The 12,099-nt window shown below is 67.2% G+C and carries 13 protein-coding genes; 12 read left to right on the plus strand and 1 reads right to left on the minus strand.

The annotated features are described in order from the left end of the window. The first annotated feature begins 2 nt into the window (after nucleotides 1-2). The 12 genes from KVY00_RS13655 (at nucleotide 3) to KVY00_RS13710 (ending at nucleotide 10,543) form a co-directional block, all read left to right on the plus strand. The gene (locus KVY00_RS13655; protein WP_223043415.1) at nucleotides 3-1,208 is read left to right on the plus strand and encodes an MraY family glycosyltransferase; all 1,206 of its coding nucleotides are present in this window, start codon (nucleotides 3-5) and stop codon (nucleotides 1,206-1,208) included. Then, nucleotides 1,205-1,684, plus strand: coding sequence for a 3-oxoacyl-ACP reductase (locus tag KVY00_RS13660; protein ID WP_223043416.1), 480 nt, complete (start codon nucleotides 1,205-1,207; stop codon nucleotides 1,682-1,684). The genes KVY00_RS13655 and KVY00_RS13660 overlap by 4 nt, the downstream gene beginning before the upstream one ends. A 166-nt stretch (nucleotides 1,685-1,850) precedes the next feature. Beyond that, a complete protein-coding gene (gene atpB, locus KVY00_RS13665) occupies nucleotides 1,851-2,675 on the plus strand; it encodes a F0F1 ATP synthase subunit A (protein WP_223043417.1) in 825 nt (274 codons plus the stop codon). Between the two features lie 54 nt (nucleotides 2,676-2,729). Then, the gene (gene atpE, locus KVY00_RS13670; RefSeq protein ID WP_017883370.1) at nucleotides 2,730-2,957 is read left to right on the plus strand and encodes an ATP synthase F0 subunit C; all 228 of its coding nucleotides are present in this window, start codon (nucleotides 2,730-2,732) and stop codon (nucleotides 2,955-2,957) included. Nucleotides 2,958-3,007: 50 nt separating this feature from the next. After that, nucleotides 3,008-3,556 carry a F0F1 ATP synthase subunit B gene (locus KVY00_RS13675; protein WP_223043418.1) on the plus strand — a complete coding sequence of 183 codons (549 nt, stop codon included), beginning with the start codon at nucleotides 3,008-3,010 and terminating at the stop codon, nucleotides 3,554-3,556. After that, a complete protein-coding gene (locus tag KVY00_RS13680) occupies nucleotides 3,556-4,332 on the plus strand; it encodes a F0F1 ATP synthase subunit delta (RefSeq protein ID WP_223043419.1) in 777 nt (258 codons plus the stop codon). The genes KVY00_RS13675 and KVY00_RS13680 overlap by 1 nt, the downstream gene beginning before the upstream one ends. A gap of 54 nt (nucleotides 4,333-4,386) precedes the next feature. Next, nucleotides 4,387-6,012, plus strand: a complete 1,626-nt coding sequence (gene atpA / locus KVY00_RS13685) for a F0F1 ATP synthase subunit alpha (protein ID WP_223043420.1) — start codon at nucleotides 4,387-4,389, stop codon at nucleotides 6,010-6,012. Between the two features lie 81 nt (nucleotides 6,013-6,093). Next, nucleotides 6,094-6,984, plus strand: a complete 891-nt coding sequence (locus KVY00_RS13690) for a F0F1 ATP synthase subunit gamma (RefSeq protein ID WP_223043421.1) — start codon at nucleotides 6,094-6,096, stop codon at nucleotides 6,982-6,984. 21 nt (nucleotides 6,985-7,005) lie between these two features. Next, nucleotides 7,006-8,469 (plus strand): F0F1 ATP synthase subunit beta, encoded by a 1,464-nt coding sequence (atpD, locus tag KVY00_RS13695; protein WP_223043422.1) that lies wholly within the window; start codon nucleotides 7,006-7,008, stop codon nucleotides 8,467-8,469. Between the two features lie 3 nt (nucleotides 8,470-8,472). Beyond that, a complete protein-coding gene (locus KVY00_RS13700) occupies nucleotides 8,473-8,730 on the plus strand; it encodes a F0F1 ATP synthase subunit epsilon (protein WP_223043423.1) in 258 nt (85 codons plus the stop codon). A gap of 144 nt (nucleotides 8,731-8,874) precedes the next feature. Continuing rightward, nucleotides 8,875-9,726, plus strand: coding sequence for a YaaA family protein (locus KVY00_RS13705; RefSeq protein ID WP_223043424.1), 852 nt, complete (start codon nucleotides 8,875-8,877; stop codon nucleotides 9,724-9,726). Then, complete coding sequence (locus tag KVY00_RS13710; RefSeq protein WP_223043425.1) at nucleotides 9,710-10,543, plus strand: PP2C family protein-serine/threonine phosphatase; 834 nt, start codon at nucleotides 9,710-9,712, stop codon at nucleotides 10,541-10,543. Before KVY00_RS13705 ends, KVY00_RS13710 begins: the two co-directional genes overlap by 17 nt. 149 nt (nucleotides 10,544-10,692) lie before the next feature. On the opposite strand, the gene KVY00_RS13715 is transcribed toward KVY00_RS13710, so the two are convergent. Next, nucleotides 10,693-12,045 (minus strand): aminotransferase class III-fold pyridoxal phosphate-dependent enzyme, encoded by a 1,353-nt coding sequence (locus KVY00_RS13715; protein WP_223043426.1) that lies wholly within the window; start codon nucleotides 12,043-12,045, stop codon nucleotides 10,693-10,695. Nucleotides 12,046-12,099: the final 54 nt, after the last annotated feature.

Below are 12,099 nucleotides of genomic sequence, written 5' to 3' on the forward strand. Positions count from 1 at the left end.
AAATGGCGCCCTACCTCGTAGTCGCCGCCGTCGCCGTGCTCGTGACGGCGGCGGCGTCGTACGCGGTGCTGCGGCTGAGCAGGCGCTACCGACTCGCCCCCGAGGTGCGCGAGCGCGACGTGCATCGCACGCCGACACCGCGTCTCGGCGGGATCGCGATGTTCATCGGCATCCTCGCCTCCTTCGCCGTGGCGGGTGCGCAGCCCGAGTTCTCGGGGCTGTTCACGCGCGGTCCGGAGATGTGGGCCCTCCTGGGAGCGTGCGCGCTGATCGCCGCCGTCGGGATCCTCGACGATCTGCTCGACCTCGACTGGATGGTGAAGCTCGCAGCGCAGCTCGCCGCGGCCGGGCTGCTCGCGTGGAACGGGGTGCAGATCGTCTCGCTGCCCTTCGGCGACACCCTGGTGGTCGGTTCGCCCGCGGCCAACTTCGTGATCACAGTGTTCCTGATCACGCTGGTGATGAACGCGGTCAACTTCGTGGACGGCCTCGACGGGCTCGTGGCGGGCGTCGCCATCATCGCCAACTCGCTTTTCTTCATCTACACACGTCTGCTGAACGAGCAGAGCGGCCGTGTCGACTCCGTGGTCTTCGCGAGTTTCATCGGCATCGTGGTGGTCGGGATCTGCGTCGGCTTCCTACCGTTCAACTGGCATCGCGCACGCATGTTCATGGGCGACACGGGGGCCCTGCTCGTCGGGCTGCTCATGGCGACCTCGACCGTGTCGGTGACCGGGCAGATCAACCCGGCGGCGCTCGATCAGAAGCTCGTGCTGGCGAGCTACATCCCGATCATCCTCCCCATCGCGGTGCTGGCGCTGCCGCTCGCCGATTTCTCGCTGGCGGTCGTGCGGCGCCTGAAGGCGGGCAAGAGCCCGTTCACCGCGGATCGGCAGCACCTGCACCACCGGCTGCTCGACATGGGGCACTCGCCGCTGCAGGCGGTGTTCATCTTCTACCTCGGCACAGCGGTGCTGTCGGTCGCCGTGCTGCTGGTGTTCACGCTGCAGAGCTGGGTGCTGCCGGTCGTGGTGCTCGTGGTGGGCGGGATCGCCTGCGTGCTGCTGCTGCTCTTCCCCGCGGTGCGCGTGCGCGCACGATTCGCACAGCGCGACTTGATAGCGTTGCCGGGGCGGGGAACACCCGTCGACGCCCCGAGCACCGAGCGCACGGCCGGGACGGAACCGGATGAGAGGATCCCCGAGTGAGCGACGCAATCCAGCCCGAGCCGCAGGAGACGCCCGACCAGGGCCCCCGGCCCATGCCGGCATCGCAGCCGGTTCTGCTGCGGGCGCTGCGGTGGGGGATCATCGCGACGATTGTGCTCATGGCGGTCTTCGCGGGTATCGGCTGGCTGGTCTCCGGGGGAGAGGGCGTCGTCGGCGGGCTCATCGGCACGGCGATGGGCGGGTTCTTCCTGCTGCTGACGATCGGCAGCATCGCCTTCGCCAACCGTTTCGTCGAGAGCCCCGTGTACATCGGAATCTTCTTCGGGATCGTGCTGGGCTGCTGGCTGCTGAAGTTCATCGCGTTCATCGTGTCCGTGCTGCTGCTGCGCGGGCAGCCCTGGCTCGATACGAACGTCCTCTTCTTCGGGCTGATCGCCAGCGTGCTGGCATCGCTCGTGCTGGATGTGATCGTGGTGACCCGCTCCCGCATCCCGATCATCTCCGAATCGGCGTGAGGCTGCGGCGGCCGTAGAGCTGCCCGTTCGGTTTCACCTGAGTCAAAAACCTTGCTAGGATTGAAGAGTTCCCAGCCTGGACGCGCTATGCGTATGCCTGCGGGCCCTGGGGGCACGACCATCGTTCGCCGCTGTGCAGTTTCGAACTGCACCCCGAATCAGGAGAATGGCGCTGTTCGCTAACGCTGTGCAACTCGTGGCCCCTACTGTCTTTACCGCGGAAGAGGGTGAATTCCATCCGCCGTCGATCGCGGAGTTCTTCCCCGACGCCGTGCTCTTCGAGGGCACCCCCTTCGAGATGAACCGCATCATGATCATCCGCGTGATCATGGCGCTCCTCGTGCTGCTGCTCTTCTGGCTGGGCACGCGCAAGATGCGCGTGATCCCGACCCGCGGTCAGTCGCTCACCGAGATGGCGCTCGACTTCGTGCGCGTCAACATCGCCGAGGATCTGCTCGGCAAGGTTGACGGTCGTCGCTTCCTGCCGATCCTGTGCGCGATGTTCTTCATGATCCTGGCGTTCAACGTCACCGGCATCGTGCCCGGCCTCAACGTCGCCGGCACCGCCGTGATCGGCACGCCGCTCGTGCTCGCCGTCGTCTCCTACGTGACCTTCATCTACGCGGGCATCAAGAAGAGCCCGAAGAACTTCTTCAAGAACTCGCTCTTCCCTGCAGGCGTGCCCAAGCCGATCTACATCATCGTCACGCCCATCGAGTTCATCTCGACCTTCGTGATCCGCCCCGTCACGCTCACGCTGCGTCTGCTGATGAACATGATGGTCGGCCACATGCTGCTCGTGCTCTTCTTCGCGGCGACCAACTTCTTCATCCTCTACGCCGGCGGGTTCTTCCCGGTGCTCGGCGTCTTCACCTTCGGCTTCGGCTTCGCGTTCACGCTCTTCGAGATCCTCGTCGCCGTGCTGCAGGCCTACGTCTTCACGCTTCTCACCGCTGTCTACATCCAGCTCGCGCTGGCTGAAGAGCACTAAACCAACCCGGGTCCGGCAACCGCCGTACTCAACACACGGAAGGAAACACATACTGTGTCTGTTCTCGCTCAAGTTTCGGGTAGCATCGCCACCGTCGGTTACGGTCTCGCCGCCATCGGCCCCGCCATCGGCGTGGGCATCGTCGTCGGCAAGACGATCGAGGGCGTCGCTCGCCAGCCCGAGCTCGCCGGCCGCCTGCAGGTGCTGATGTGGATCGGTATCGCGTTCACCGAGGCTCTCGCGTTCGTGGGCATCGGCACCGCCTACATGTTCGGCTACTAAGAAACGTTCTTCTACAACACGTTTCGTAACTGACATGAGAGGAGGCAGCGATGATCAACACAATCGTTGTTGCTGCTGAGACCGCGGACCACAACCCGCTGCTCCCCGCGACGTACGACATCGTATGGTCGGCAGTCATCTTCGTCATCCTGCTCATCGCATTCTGGAAGGTCTTCCTTCCCAAGATGCAGGCGATGCTCGATGCCCGCGCAGAGGCCATCGAGGGCAACATCGCCAAGGCCGATGAGGCCCAGGCGAAGGCGGAGGCCGCGCTGCAGGAGTACACCGCGCAGCTCGCCAGCGCTCGCGAAGAGGCCGGTGTGATCCGCGAGGACGCCCGCGCCGACGGCGACAAGATCCGCGCCAAGGCCCGCGAAGAGGCCATCGCCGAGCAGGCCCGCATCGCGCAGGCGGCTCAGGCGCAGATCGAGGCGGAGCGCCAGAGCGCGGTCGTCTCGCTGCGCAAGGACGTCGGCTCGCTGGCCCTCGGTCTCGCTTCCAGCGTGGTCGGTGAGAGCCTCGCCGACGACCAGAAGGCGTCGGCGCTCGTCGATCGCTTCCTCGCTGACCTCGAAGCATCCGAGAAGGCGGCGAACTGATGGGAAGCGCGTCACGCGAAGCACTGGCCCAGGCGCGCACCGCGCTGCGGGCGGGAATCGACCCGGCCACCGGCGGCGAACTGCTGCTGGCGGCGGATCGGATCGCCGAGAGCCCCGCACTCGCCTCGGCGCTCGGCGACGCCTCGGCGAGCGCCGAGGGCAAGGGGCAGATCGTCGCACGGCTCTTCGGCGGGCTGACCGCTGACGCGCGCTCCGTGCTCACCGCCGCCGTCCAGGCGCGCTGGTCGAACGTCGACGAGTTCGTCTCGGGCGTCGAGGAGCTCGGCCTCCGCGCCGAGGGCCTCGCCAACCCGGCGCTCTCCGACGAACTGCTCGCGGTCGCCGATCTGGTCGACCGCAACCATGAGCTGCAGCTCAGCCTGGGCAGCAAGCTCGTCGATCCGACGGGCAAGGTCGCGCTCGTGCAGCGCCTGCTCGCCGGCAAGACCTCGGCCTCCGCGGTCTCGGTCGTCAGCCACCTCGTCGCGAACCCGCGCGGCCGCAGGCTCGACGCCTCGCTCCGCAGCGCCGCTCGTATTGCCGCCGACCAGAACGGCAGTGATCTCGCAACCGTCACGGTTGCGGCACCGCTCTCGGCTGCGCAGCAGGAGCGGCTCGCTCGGGCACTCGAGCAGTCCGCCGGTCGTCCGGTGAAGATCACCACCGTCATCGATCCCGAGCTCATCGGCGGTGTGCGCATCCAGATCGCCGACGACGTGATCGACGGCAGCGTTCGCGCTCGCCTCGACGACCTTCGACAGCAGCTCGCAGCATAGGGCACAACTTTTCACCCCGGGGGCGGCGCTTCCGGATCAGACAGAGGAAACGAAATGGCAGAACTCTCAATCAGCCCGGACGAGATCCGCGACGCGCTGAATGACTTCGCAGCGTCGTACGAGCCGGCCCAGGCGGAGAAGACCGAGGTCGGCACGGTGGTCGATGCCGCAGACGGCATCGCCCACGTCGAGGGCCTCCCCGGCGTAATGGCGAACGAGCTGGTGCGCTTCGCAGACGGCACCCTGGGCCTCGCCCAGAATCTCGAGGAGAACGAGATCGGTGTCATCGTGCTCGGCGAGTTCACCGGCATCGAAGAGGGCCAGCAGGTCACCCGCACCGGCGAGGTGCTCTCGGTGCCCGTGGGCGAGGGCTACCTCGGCCGCGTGGTCGACCCGCTCGGCAACCCGATCGACGGTCTCGGCGAGATCGCCGGTATCGAGGGCCGTCGCGCTCTCGAGCTGCAGGCGCCCGGCGTCATGCAGCGCAAGTCGGTGCACGAGCCGCTGCAGACCGGCATCAAGGCGATCGACGCCATGATCCCCGTCGGCCGCGGCCAGCGCCAGCTCATCATCGGCGACCGCCAGACCGGCAAGACCGCGATCGCGATCGACACCATCATCAACCAGAAGGCCAACTGGGAGTCGGGCGACAAGACGAAGCAGGTCCGCTGCATCTACGTCGCGATCGGCCAGAAGGGCTCGACCATCGCCTCGGTGAAGGGTGCGCTCGAGGACGCGGGTGCGATGGAGTACACCACCATCGTCGCGTCGCCGGCCTCCGATCCCGCAGGCTTCAAGTACCTGGCGCCCTACACCGGCTCGGCTATCGGCCAGCACTGGATGTACGACGGCAAGCACGTGCTCATCATCTTCGACGATCTGTCGAAGCAGGCCGAGGCCTACCGCGCCGTGTCGCTGCTGCTCCGCCGCCCGCCGGGGCGCGAGGCCTACCCGGGCGACGTCTTCTACCTGCACTCCCGTCTGCTGGAGCGCTGCGCGAAGCTCTCGGACGAGCTGGGCGCGGGGTCGATGACCGGTCTGCCGATCATCGAGACGAAGGCGAACGACGTCTCGGCCTACATCCCGACCAACGTGATCTCGATCACCGACGGCCAGATCTTCCTCCAGTCCGACCTCTTCAACGCGAACCAGCGCCCCGCGGTCGACGTGGGCATCTCGGTCTCGCGAGTCGGCGGCGACGCCCAGGTGAAGTCGATCAAGAAGGTCTCCGGTACCCTCAAGCTCGAGCTCGCCCAGTACCGTGCACTCGAGGCGTTCGCGATGTTCGCATCCGATCTCGACGCGGCCAGCCGCCGCCAGCTCGAGCGAGGCGCCCGCCTCACCGAGCTGCTCAAGCAGCCGCAGTACACCCCGTACCCGGTCGAGGAGCAGACCGTGTCGATCTGGGCCGGTACCAACGGGTTCCTCGACGAGGTTCCGGTGGAGGACATCCTGCGCTTCGAGCGCGAGTTCCTCGACTACCTCGGCCGCAACTCCGAGGCGCTGAACACGCTCCGCGCGACCAACGTGCTCGACGACGACACCGTTGCCGAGATCACCGCGCAGATCGAGAAGTTCAAGAGCGAGTTCCGCACCTCGGCCGGCAAGAGCCTGAACGAGCAGTTCGACGCGCTCGACGAGGCAGAGATCAAGCAGGAGCAGCTGGTCGTCAAGAAGTAGCGACGGATCCAGGCGGGGGCGCAAGCCCCCGCCGATCCCGAACTATCTCGACCAGCCAGCCCCGACCAGTACAGGAGAGACATGGGAGCGCAACTTCGGGTCTACCGGCAGAAGATTCGTTCTGCCCAGACGACCAAGAAGATCACCCGTGCGATGGAGCTGATCGCAGCCTCTCGCATTCAGAAGGCGAAGGCCCGCGCCGAGGCGTCGACGCCGTACGCCACCGCGATCACCCGGGCGGTGTCCGCCGTCGCCACGCACTCGAACACCGCCCACCCGCTGCTCGTCGAGGCCGACAAGGTCGAGCGCGCCGCAGTGGTGATCTTCACCTCCGACCGCGGTCTTGCGGGCGCCTTCAACTCGCAGGTGCTGCGCGAGGCGGAGGAGCTCACCGAGCTGCTCCACGACGAGGGCAAGGAAGTCGTGTACTACCTGATCGGCCGCAAGGCCCAGGGGTACTTCTCCTTCCGTCGTCGTCCGTCGGAGCGCGTGTGGACCGGTGACACCGAGAACCCCGCCTTCGAGACGGCGAAGGAGGTCGCGGAGTCTCTGCTCGAGATCTTCGCCCGCCCCGCCGAAGAGGGCGGCGCGCAGGAGATCCACCTCGTCTACAACCGGCTCATCAGCATGGTGAGCCAGGTTCCCGAGGTGCACCGCCTGCTCCCGCTGCAGGTCGTCGAGGGCGTCGCGGAGGCGACGGACGCACCCGAGGCGCTGTACGAGTTCGAGCCCGACGCAGACACGGTGCTCGACCAGCTGCTGCCGGCCTACATCGAGTCGCGCATCTTCAACGCCATGCTGGAGTCGGCCGCCGCCAAGCACGCGGCCACGCAGAAGGCGATGAAGTCGGCGAGCGACAACGCCGACGCGCTGATCCGCGATTACACGCGCCTCGCGAACAACGCTCGCCAGGCCGAGATCACCCAGCAGATTTCCGAGATCGTAGGCGGCGCCGACGCGCTGTCGAGCTAGAAAGCACGAAGAGAGAGAAACATGACCGAAACCGCCGCAGTGGCGACTGAGGCCGCAACGAAGGTTGTCGGGCGGATCGCTCGAGTGACCGGCCCCGTCGTCGATATCGAGTTCCCGCACGACGCGATCCCCGCCGTCTACAACGCTCTCGAGACCACCGTGAACATGGGCGAGGGCGCCGAGCCCTTCAAGCTCGTGCTCGAGGTCGCTCAGCACCTCGGTGACAACCTCGTCCGCGCCATCGCACTGAAGCCCACCGACGGCCTCGTGCGCGGCCAGGAGGTCGTCGACACCGGTGACTCGATCACCGTGCCCGTCGGCGACGTCACCAAGGGCAAGGTGTTCGACGTCACCGGCAACGTGCTCAACCTCCCCGAGGGCGAGACCATCGAGGTCAACGAGCGCTGGAGCATCCACCGTACGCCGCCCGCCTTCGATCAGCTCGAGTCGAAGACTCAGCTCTTCGAGACCGGCATCAAGTCGATCGACCTCCTCACCCCCTACGTGCAGGGCGGCAAGATCGGCCTGTTCGGCGGCGCCGGCGTCGGCAAGACCGTTCTGATCCAGGAGATGATCCAGCGCGTGGCTCAGGATCACGGCGGCGTCTCCGTGTTCGCCGGTGTGGGCGAGCGCACCCGTGAGGGCAACGACCTCATCCACGAGATGGACGAGGCGGGCGTCTTCGACAAGACCGCCCTCGTGTTCGGCCAGATGGACGAGCCCCCGGGGACCCGTCTCCGTGTCGCCCTGTCGGCGCTGACCATGGCGGAGTACTTCCGCGATGTGCAGAAGCAGGACGTGCTGCTCTTCATCGACAACATCTTCCGCTTCACGCAGGCGGGCTCCGAGGTCTCGACGCTGCTCGGCCGCATGCCCTCCGCTGTGGGCTACCAGCCGAACCTCGCGGACGAGATGGGTATCCTCCAGGAGCGCATCACCTCGACCCGAGGCCACTCGATCACCTCGCTGCAGGCCATCTACGTGCCCGCCGACGACTACACCGACCCGGCCCCGGCGACGACCTTCGCGCACCTCGACGCGACCACCGAGCTCTCGCGCGAGATCGCCTCGAAGGGTCTGTACCCCGCGATCGACCCGCTGACCTCGACCAGCCGCATCATGGACCCCCGCTACTTGGGCGAGGACCACTACCGGGTGGCCACCACGGTCAAGGCGATCCTGCAGAAGAACAAGGAGCTGCAGGAGATCATCGCGATCCTCGGTGTCGACGAGCTCTCCGAAGAGGACAAGATCACCGTGGCGCGCGCCCGTCGCATCCAGCAGTTCCTCTCGCAGAACACCTACATGGCGAAGAAGTTCACCGGTGTCGAGGGCTCCACGGTGCCGCTCACCGAGACGATCGAGTCCTTCGACGCGATCTGCAAGGGCGAGTTCGACCACGTCGCGGAGCAGGCCTTCTTCAACGTCGGCGGTATCTCCGACGTCGAGGAGAACTGGGCCAAGATGCAGAAGGAACTGGCCTAAGCCATGGCGCTCAACGTGAGTGTCGTCTCGGCCGATAGTGAGGTCTGGGCCGGCGAGGCAGCCCAGGTCGTCGCGAAGACGGTCGAGGGCGAGATCGGCATCCTCGGTGGGCACGAGCCGCTGCTCGCCCTGCTCGCGCAGGGCGAGGTGCGGGTCACCACCGCCGGCGGCGAGAAGATCGCGGTCGATGCCGAGGGGGGTTTCCTCTCGGTCGATCACGACACCGTGACCATCGTCGCGGGAAGGGCAGCGCTCGTCTAGTCCCGCCCTCCCTCCGACGTCGAGGCCGGATCCGCTCTTCGTGAGCGGCTCCGGCCTCTCGTCTTTCCCCACCCGTCCCCGTCCCGACTCCGATTCGCGCCGGAGCCTCCGCCATGCCCGTGCGAATCAGAACAGGAGACCTTCATGCTGATTCTGCTGCCGCCCTCCGAGACGAAGCGCGTCGGCGGCGAGGGAGTGCTGCAGCCGGAGACCCTGCACGGGCACCAGCACGAGGAGATGCGCCTGGTGCGACGCAGGGTGCGCGAGGCCCTCGAGGAGCTGAGCCGCGGTGACGAGGAGACCGCGGCGAAGGCGCTCAAACTGGGCGTGAAGAACCGCTCTGAACTGCAGCACAACCTGCGCCTGGACGAGAGCGGCGTGATGCCCGCGATCGAGCGCTACACGGGGGTGCTCTACGACGCGCTCGACGTGGCCTCGCTCGATGCCTCGGCGCGCGAGTGGCTCTCGAAGCACGTGCTCGTGCAATCGGCGCTGCTCGGCCTGGTGGGGGCGGGTGATCCGATCCCCGCGTATCGTCTTTCCGCCGGCTCGCGCCTGCCCGCCCTCGGTGCACCGCTCAAGCGCCTCTGGGCGGAGGCCCACGCGCGACTCGGGTGGAACCGGGCGGGGTTCGTGCTCGATCTCCGGTCGAAGGACTACGTCGCGCTCGCGCCGCTGCCGTCCGGCACGGGCCTCTTACTGCATGTCGTGCAGCGCGGCGCCGACGGCGAGGTGCGTGCCCTCAATCACTTCAACAAGGCCGCGAAGGGCGACCTCGTGCGTCGTCTGGCCCGATCCGGAGCCGACATCGACTCCGCGGACGACCTTCTCGCCTGGGCCGCCGACGAGAAGCTCGAGATGACTCTCGACGCGGGCTCGGGCGTCGTCACGCTGGTCACGGAGCTCGGGCCCCGGCTCCAGGGTCGTCGGCGGTCACCGGAGCGCGGTAGGATACTCGGGTGTCTCGGAGGTGGAAGCAGTGACCGCGCGCGGTGAGAATGCATCGCGGCGCCGTCTGCGCTACCGCAAAGACTGCGACCTCGAGATCGAGCTCTCGTGGTTCGGACTGACGGACGTCGGGCGACGACGCGACACGAATCAGGACAGCTACGTCACGATCCCGCCCATCTTCGCCGTCGCCGACGGGATGGGCGGTCACTCGGCCGGCGAGATCGCCTCGGCGGCCGTGGTACGGCGCCTCGCGGAGCTCGGGGGCACTGCGAACGTCACTGAGCGCGACATCGATGAGGTGCTCGGCGACGCCGTCGACGACATCGAACTCGATGCGGGGGAGACCGAGCTGGGCGCGGGCACGACCGTGACGGGCGTGTGCCTGAGCACCGAGGACGAGCCGACCTGGCGGGTCTTCAACATCGGCGACTCACGTGTCTACCAGTATTTCAAGGGCGCTCTCAGCCAGATCACCGTGGATCACTCCGTCGTGCAGCACCTCATCGACACGGGTGCGATCAGCGAGGAGGAGGCGGAGGTGCACCCTCACGCCAACGTGATCACCCGGGCTGTCGGGTTCAATGAGGCGCCCATCCCCGACTACACCTCGCTCGCCCTCATCCCCGGCCAGCGACTCCTCATCTGCTCCGACGGGCTCACCAAGGAGCTCACGGATATCGGCATCCAGCACTATCTGGCGTCGCAGCCGACAGCGGAGGAGGCGGCCCGCACGCTCGTGCAGCAGGCGCTCGACAACGCGGGACGCGACAACGTGACCGTGATCGTGATCGACGTGCACGCCGTGGGCGACGTGGTGGATACCGGCAGCTTCGAGGCGTCGGGCCTCGAGATCACGGCGTAGGGCCTGGCGGGTCGGCCCGCTCCTCGCCCGGTTTCTCGCCCGGGCCGGAGCCCCATCACGCTCGAAAGGCGGATATTGCATGAGGATCCGTGGATCCTCATGCAATATCCGCCTTTCGAGGTGAAGAACGAAGCCCTCTGGGGCCGGAGTTACGCGGCTGCGAAGGCCTCGTCGAGCACGCCGATGACGTCCTCGATGAGTTCATCGGTCATCTTCAGCGAGGGCAGGAAGCGGATGCCCTGGTTGTAGATGCCGGTGCTCAGCAGCACGACCCCCTGTTTCGCAGCGAAGTCGATGACGTGCGAGACGAGCGCGGCGTCGGGCTCGAGGGTGCCGGGCTTCACGAGCTCGATCGCGAGCATCGCACCGCGGCCGCGCACCTCGGCGATGCTGTCGTACTTCTGCGCGAGCTGGTTCAGGCCCGCGGTGAAGGTGGCCTCGATCCGCTTCGCCTCGGCGAGCAGACCCTCCTGCTCGATCTGCTCGAACACCGCGACCGCCGCGGCGCACGACACCGGGTTGCCGCCGAAGGTGCCGCCGAGGCCGCCGGGCTGCGACTTGTCCATGATCTCGGCGCGGCCGGTGATGCCGGCGAGCGGCAGGCCGCCCGCGATGCCCTTCGCCGAGAGCACGATGTCGGGCTCGACCCCGAACTGCTCGATCGAGAAGACGGTGCCGGTGCGGGCCATACCGGCCTGCACCTCGTCGGCGATGAAGACGATGCCGTTCTCGCGGCACCACTGTGCGAGCGCCGGCAGGTAGCCGTCTGCGGGCACGATGAAGCCGCCCTCGCCCTGGATCGGCTCGACGACGAGGCAGGCCAGATCCTCGGCTCCCGCGATCTTCTCGAGGTGCGCGATCGTGCGAGCCGCCGCCTCGGCGCCGCTCAGGCCGTCGTGCAGCGGGTACGAGTTGGGCGCCTTGTAGACGTCACCGGCGCGCGGGCCGTAGCCGAGCGCGTAGGGCGCTGCCTTGTGGTTCATGGTCGAGGTCAGCATCGTGCGGCCGTGGTAGGCGTGCTCGAGCACGGCCACGCCGGGGCGGCCGGTGTACTTGCGGGCGATCTTGACGCCGTTCTCGACGGCCTCGGCGCCCGAGTTCATGAGCAGGGTCTTGTAAGGGTTCTCGGGGGTGGATCCCGGCGCGTGCTTGGCGAGGTGCTCGGCGACCTGGACGTACGGCTCGTACGGGGTCATGGTGAACAGGGTGTGGGTGACCTTGTTCAGCTGCTCGGTCGCCGCAGCGACGACGGACCCGTCGGTGTGGCCAATGGTGGTCACGCCGATGCCGCCGCAGACATCGATGAGGTGGTTGCCGTCGACGTCGACGATGATCGAATCGTGCGAGCGCTCGACGTAGACCGGCAGCACGCTGTGAACCCCGGGCGGAACGACCGCGCGGCGGCGCTCATGGATCTCTCGTGAGCGGGGACCGGGGATCTCGGTGACGACGAGACGCTTCTGGGGGACGGACGATTCGGTGACGGTCGCTTCTTCGCTCATGCGCTCGATCTTACTCCGGCAGGCTGAGGGATCGCGGCCCGTGAGTAACACGGA

The sequence above is a fragment of the Leucobacter tenebrionis genome (assembly GCF_019884725.1).
Classification (GTDB): domain Bacteria; phylum Actinomycetota; class Actinomycetes; order Actinomycetales; family Microbacteriaceae; genus Leucobacter; species Leucobacter tenebrionis.

Excerpts from the sequence above, each read along its gene's own strand:
- KVY00_RS13655 (WP_223043415.1), top strand. The coding sequence starts at position 3 with ATGGCGCCCTACCTCGTAGTCGCCGCCGTCGCCGTGCTCGTGACGGCG.
- atpB (WP_223043417.1), top strand. The coding sequence starts at position 1,851 with ATGGCGCTGTTCGCTAACGCTGTGCAACTCGTGGCCCCTACTGTCTTT.
- KVY00_RS13675 (WP_223043418.1), top strand. The coding sequence starts at position 3,008 with ATGATCAACACAATCGTTGTTGCTGCTGAGACCGCGGACCACAACCCG.
- KVY00_RS13680 (WP_223043419.1), top strand. The coding sequence starts at position 3,556 with ATGGGAAGCGCGTCACGCGAAGCACTGGCCCAGGCGCGCACCGCGCTG.
- atpA (WP_223043420.1), top strand. The coding sequence starts at position 4,387 with ATGGCAGAACTCTCAATCAGCCCGGACGAGATCCGCGACGCGCTGAAT.
- KVY00_RS13690 (WP_223043421.1), top strand. The coding sequence starts at position 6,094 with ATGGGAGCGCAACTTCGGGTCTACCGGCAGAAGATTCGTTCTGCCCAG.
- atpD (WP_223043422.1), top strand. The coding sequence starts at position 7,006 with ATGACCGAAACCGCCGCAGTGGCGACTGAGGCCGCAACGAAGGTTGTC.
- KVY00_RS13700 (WP_223043423.1), top strand. The coding sequence starts at position 8,473 with ATGGCGCTCAACGTGAGTGTCGTCTCGGCCGATAGTGAGGTCTGGGCC.
- KVY00_RS13705 (WP_223043424.1), top strand. The coding sequence starts at position 8,875 with ATGCTGATTCTGCTGCCGCCCTCCGAGACGAAGCGCGTCGGCGGCGAG.
- KVY00_RS13715 (WP_223043426.1), bottom strand. The coding sequence starts at position 12,045 with ATGAGCGAAGAAGCGACCGTCACCGAATCGTCCGTCCCCCAGAAGCGT.